General features: G+C 70.0%; 3 protein-coding genes and 1 pseudogene. All 4 read right to left on the minus strand.

The genetic code is table 11. The features are described from left to right. A pseudogene (locus AC1D01_RS21875) lies at positions 1 to 1,096 on the minus strand (hypothetical protein); the annotation flags it as partial. 16 nt (positions 1,097 to 1,112) lie between these two features. Next, positions 1,113 to 2,342, minus strand: a complete 1,230-nt coding sequence (locus AC1D01_RS21880; protein WP_477870019.1) for a DUF3466 family protein — start codon at positions 2,340 to 2,342, stop codon at positions 1,113 to 1,115. 125 nt (positions 2,343 to 2,467) lie between these two features. Next, entirely contained in the window at positions 2,468 to 3,502 is a 1,035-nt protein-coding gene (locus AC1D01_RS21885) for a metallophosphoesterase (RefSeq protein WP_477870021.1), read from the minus strand. Continuing rightward, positions 3,499 to 4,595, minus strand: a 1,097-nt coding sequence (locus AC1D01_RS21890; RefSeq protein ID WP_477870023.1) for an ATP-binding protein, incomplete at its 5' end; no start/stop codon positions are given. The genes AC1D01_RS21890 and AC1D01_RS21885, both read right to left, overlap by 4 nt.

Raw genomic sequence — 4,595 nt, forward strand, 5'->3', positions numbered from 1 at the left:
TGGCGAGGATCTGCCCGGCATCGTTGATCAGCAACGCGGCGTCGTAGTCCCAGTACGGCAACGGGCCGGTGAGCCCGACGAAGGAGCTGGAGTCCAGCAGCGTTGCGCCGTTGCCGTCGGGCCCGGTGACGAACAAGCCCTCCGCGTAGGTGCCTTGGTGATAGCGGCCGACCACCCGGCCCGCGGCGTTGATTCCGCCCGGCCACACGTCCACGGACACCGGGAATTCGCCGCCCGCGGGAGGCAGTGGCACCTCGAGCGTGCGGCTGCTGCCATCGGCCTCGGCGATGAACCCGGTGGGGAAGCGCAGGCCGGGCGCCGCCAGTCCCACCACCTGCCCGCGGTCGTTGATGCCCAGGCCCCGGCTGAAGTCGCCGGGGTAGGGGCCGGGGATCTCACGCAAGGCAGCCCCGTTCGGCCCGGTGACGAAGGTGCGGTCCGTGCCGTCCTGCGGGGCCGAGGCATTGCTCATGCCGGTGACCTGTCCGGAGGCATTGACGGCGGTCGGGGTGCTGGTGCCGCCGGGGTACAGGCTGCCGAGTTCATGCAGGTTGCCGGCCTGCGCATCGCTGATGAAGCCGCGCCGAATCCCTGCAGCGTTCGTGCTGGTGCCCACCACCTGGCCGCTGGCGTTGATGGCGGTTGCGCTGCTGGAAGTGCCGCCCAGCGTGCCGAGGTCGCGGGCCGACATGCCGTTCGGGCTGACCACGAACGCGCGCGCGGTGCCGCCAGCCGTCGACGAGGTGCCGACCACCCAGCCTGCATCGTTGATGCCGGTTGCCCGGTTCCACGAACCGCCGAGCGTCGGGAGCGCGCTCAGGCCGATGCCGTTCGCGCCGCTGATCCAGGCGGTCTCGCCGGTCTCGCTCCACGACCCATCCGCCGCCTGGGCGAGGTGGGTTTCAAAGCCCACCGCCTGGCCGCTGTTGTTGAAGCCGGTGGCCTGCATCCAGCGCCATTCGCCCGGCCCCGGCGGAGGCCCCAGCGTCCCCAGGTCGAACAGCGTGTACAAGGTGGCGTTCGCCACCGCAGGCGCGCCGGCCAGGCTCGCAACGGCGCACAGCGCCGCGAAGAAGCGAGTGAGCGTCTTGCGCATGCTTGTTCTCCCGGCGTCAGGCGTTGATGCTCGCGCGGCGGCGCCACGCCAGCCAGCCGAGGCCGCAGGCCATCATCAGCAGCGCCGCCGGCTCGGGCACCGGCGTCACCAGGTAGGCGTGTCCGTTGGTCCCGTTGGTGATGAACTGGCCCGAGTCGTTGATGCCGGTCGCATTGAAGAACAGCCAGTCGCGGGCACCGGCCGCGAGGTTCGTGAAGCTCAGCGTGTTGACGTCGACCAGCCCGAGGCCGTTGGCGCCGCTGATGAATGCGTGGTCCATCATGTTGACGGTGAAGAAGTAGCTGCCGGCGACCTGGCCGATGCTGTTGAGCCCAAGGCCCTGGCTCGTCAACTTCCAGGCGCCGTGCATCTCGAAGCTGCCCATGTCGTACAGGTCCAGCACGCGGCCGACGCCGTCCCGCCCGGCGATGAAGGCGCGCCCCCGGTCGCCGACGAAGCTGGCCGACGTGCCGACGACCTGCCCTTCGCTGTTGATCGCGTTGGCGACCGAGTTGGTGTCGACGCCCGACATGTCGTAGCCGGCGACGGCGATCGGCATCATCACGTCGCCGTCGTAGCCGGTCATGAAGGCGCGGTCGCGCGGGACCGCGGCGTTGGCGTTGCCACGGTACTGCGCGCTGCCGACCACACGGCCCTCGCCGTTGACGCCATATGCCGTCGAGTTCGCGCCGCCGAGCGTGCCGATGTCGTGCATCGCGCCGCCGTTCGCGTCGGTCAGGTAGGCACGCTGCGTCTCTCCGTGAGCCGTGTAGGCGCCGACGACGCGGCCATTGGCGCTGATTCCGTTCGCAGTACTTGGCCCGGCCAGCGTGCCGAGGCTGCGCGGCGCGTTGCCGTTGCCTTCGTAGACGAAGCCGCGGGTGTCGCCGCTCGGCGTCGAGGTGGTGGTGGCCGAGGTGCCGACGACCCAGCCGCTGTCGTTGATGCCGGTGGCCTTGCTCCAGCTGCCGCCGAGCGTCGGGATCGCCGTCATGCCCCGGCCGTTCGCGCCGGTCACGAAGGCCTGGTAGCTGTCGGTGAACGAGGTGCCGTTGTAGCCGTTGTTGAAGGCGTAGCCGACCACCTGTCCGCTCGCGTTGATGCCGGTGGCGTAGCTGTTGCTCCAGCCGGTGCCGAGCAGGCCGAGGTCGGTCAAGGTGTAGTCGACGGCATGGGCCACGGGTGCGACGGACAAGCCCACGGCGGCGCACAGCGTGGCACACAGGCGCGCGAAGTTCTGCATCATCCTGACCCCCTGCTCGATCTGTGACTTGTGCCGCATTTCTACGACATGAACATGTCGGGCGGTGTCATTTTTCAACACACCCTCGCGGGCCGCGAGGTCTTGCCGGAGCGATCTGACGGATGAGCCTAGAAGCTCAGCACGTCGATGGTGGGCGGCACGCGAAAGCGCAGCGGCAGCTTGTCGATGCCGACGCCCGGGGTCACGTAGACGCGGGCGTTCTTCAGTTCGTACAGGCCCTGCTGAAAACCGCCATCGGTGGCGTGTGCCAGCAGGTGTTTCGTGAAGACGGGGATGTCGATCTGCCCGCCGTGCGTGTGGCCGGCCAGCAGCAGCGCGGCCTCGTCGGGCTGCAGGTCGAACACCGTGTCGGGGTTGTGGGTCAGCATCACGCGGTGCGCGCGGTCGACGGTCCAGGGGTGCGTGCGCGAGGCGTCGAGGTCGCGCTGCGCCGAGCCCGCGGTGCGGTCGCCCAGGCCCTGCAACTCGCAGCGGCCGAGCGGCACGCGCTTGCCATCGATGGCCTCGACGTGCGCGGCTGCCAGCGCCTGCTGCAGCTCATCGCGGAGCGGTGGGCCGGGCCGCTGTTCGTCGTGGTTGCCCAGCACCGACAGCATGCGATGCCGCACGCCGGCCAGCGGCGCGAAGGTGGTGCGCAGGTCGTGGCTCGGCTCGAAGGTCCAGTCGCCGGCCACCAGCACCGCATCGACCTGCAGCGTGTTCAGCCGGTCGACGAGGCGCTGCAGTTCAGCCTCGCGCACATAGAGGCCGACGTGCAGGTCCGAGATCAGCGCGACGCGCACGCCGCAGCTCGTGCCGAGCGGGGTCTCGCGCACCTGCAGCCAGTTCGGCTCGATGAAGCGGGCCCAGGTGAAGCAGCCGCACAGCGCCAGCGCCACGAGGCCGGCGGCGGTGGCAGCGGGCTTGCGGCGGCGCGCGGTGCGCCAGGTTTCGCGCGCCAGCAGCGCCAGCACCGGCCACAGCAGCCACGAACACCAGTAGATCGCGAGCTTGACGATGACGCGGTGGCTGTCTTCCTCTTCGTACCAGGCGCCCTGGAAATCGCGCGCGACCAGCGCGCCGAACAGCACGACGATGGCGATGCCCAACAGCACGCGCCACCCGCGAGCCCCGGCGCGGGCGATCGGAGCCCCCATCGTCATGGCGCGCGCTTCAGCCTGACGTGCGCGACCAGCCCGCCATCGGAGGCGTTGGACAGCTCGAAGTTGCCGCCCATGCGCTGCACCGCCTTCTCGACGATCGCGAGGCCGAGGCCGGCGCCGGTCGCGGCGGTGCGCGCGGCGTCACCGCGGAAGAACGGGGTGGTGAGCTGCTTCAGCTTGTCGGGCGAGACGCCGGGGCCGTGGTCGCGCACGCTCAGGATCACCCACGGGCCGGTGCGCGCATAGCTCACCTGCACGCGCGCGATGCCGGAATCGGTGGAGCGGCCGTAGCGGCGCGCGTTCTCGAACAGGTTCTGGAACACGCGGCCGAGCTCGATCTCGTCGGCCATCACCTTGGTGTCGATCGCCACGCGCGAGCTGATGCGGATCTGGCTCGGGTCGCGGAAGCCCTGCATCTCGCGCTCGACCAGGCTGCTCACGTGCACCGGCACCAGCTTGGTCTCGCCGGGGCGGGCGTAGTCCATGAACTTGTCGATGATGGCGTCGAGCTGGTCGATGTCGAGCGCCATGTTGCGCTTGGCCTCTTCGTCGTGCACGCTCATCTCGGCCTCGAGCCGCATCCGCGCAAGCGGGGTGCGCAGGTCGTGCGAGATGCCGGCGAGCATCACCGCGCGGTCTTCTTCCACCTTGGCCAGTTCGCGCGCCATGCGGTTGAAGCCCATGTTGACCTGGCGGATCTCGCTGGTCAGCGTGTTCTCGTCGAGCTGCGACTCGTATTCACCGTCGCGGATGCGGCTGGCGGCGAACGACAGGTCGCGCAGCGGCTGGTTGATCAGCCGCGCGATCGCGGCCGAGCCGACCACGGTGGCGAGCAGCGCGATGCTGACCCACAGCAGCCAGGTGCTGCCGGCCAGCGGGCGCACGCGCGTCGGGTCGGCCTGCAGCCAGTAGGGATCCTTCTCGATCGAGAAGCCGACCCACAGGCCGCCGTTGCCGTTGACCGCGGTCGCGACGATGGTGTCGGGGCCGAGGCGGGTGCGCAGCTCCTGGCCGATGGCGCGCGAGAAGCGGTCGACCTCGAAGGCCTCCCATTTGTCGCCGGGCTCGCGCGGCAGCACGCGCACGGCTTCCT

The organism is Rhizobacter sp. P3_B12 (assembly GCF_056402895.1).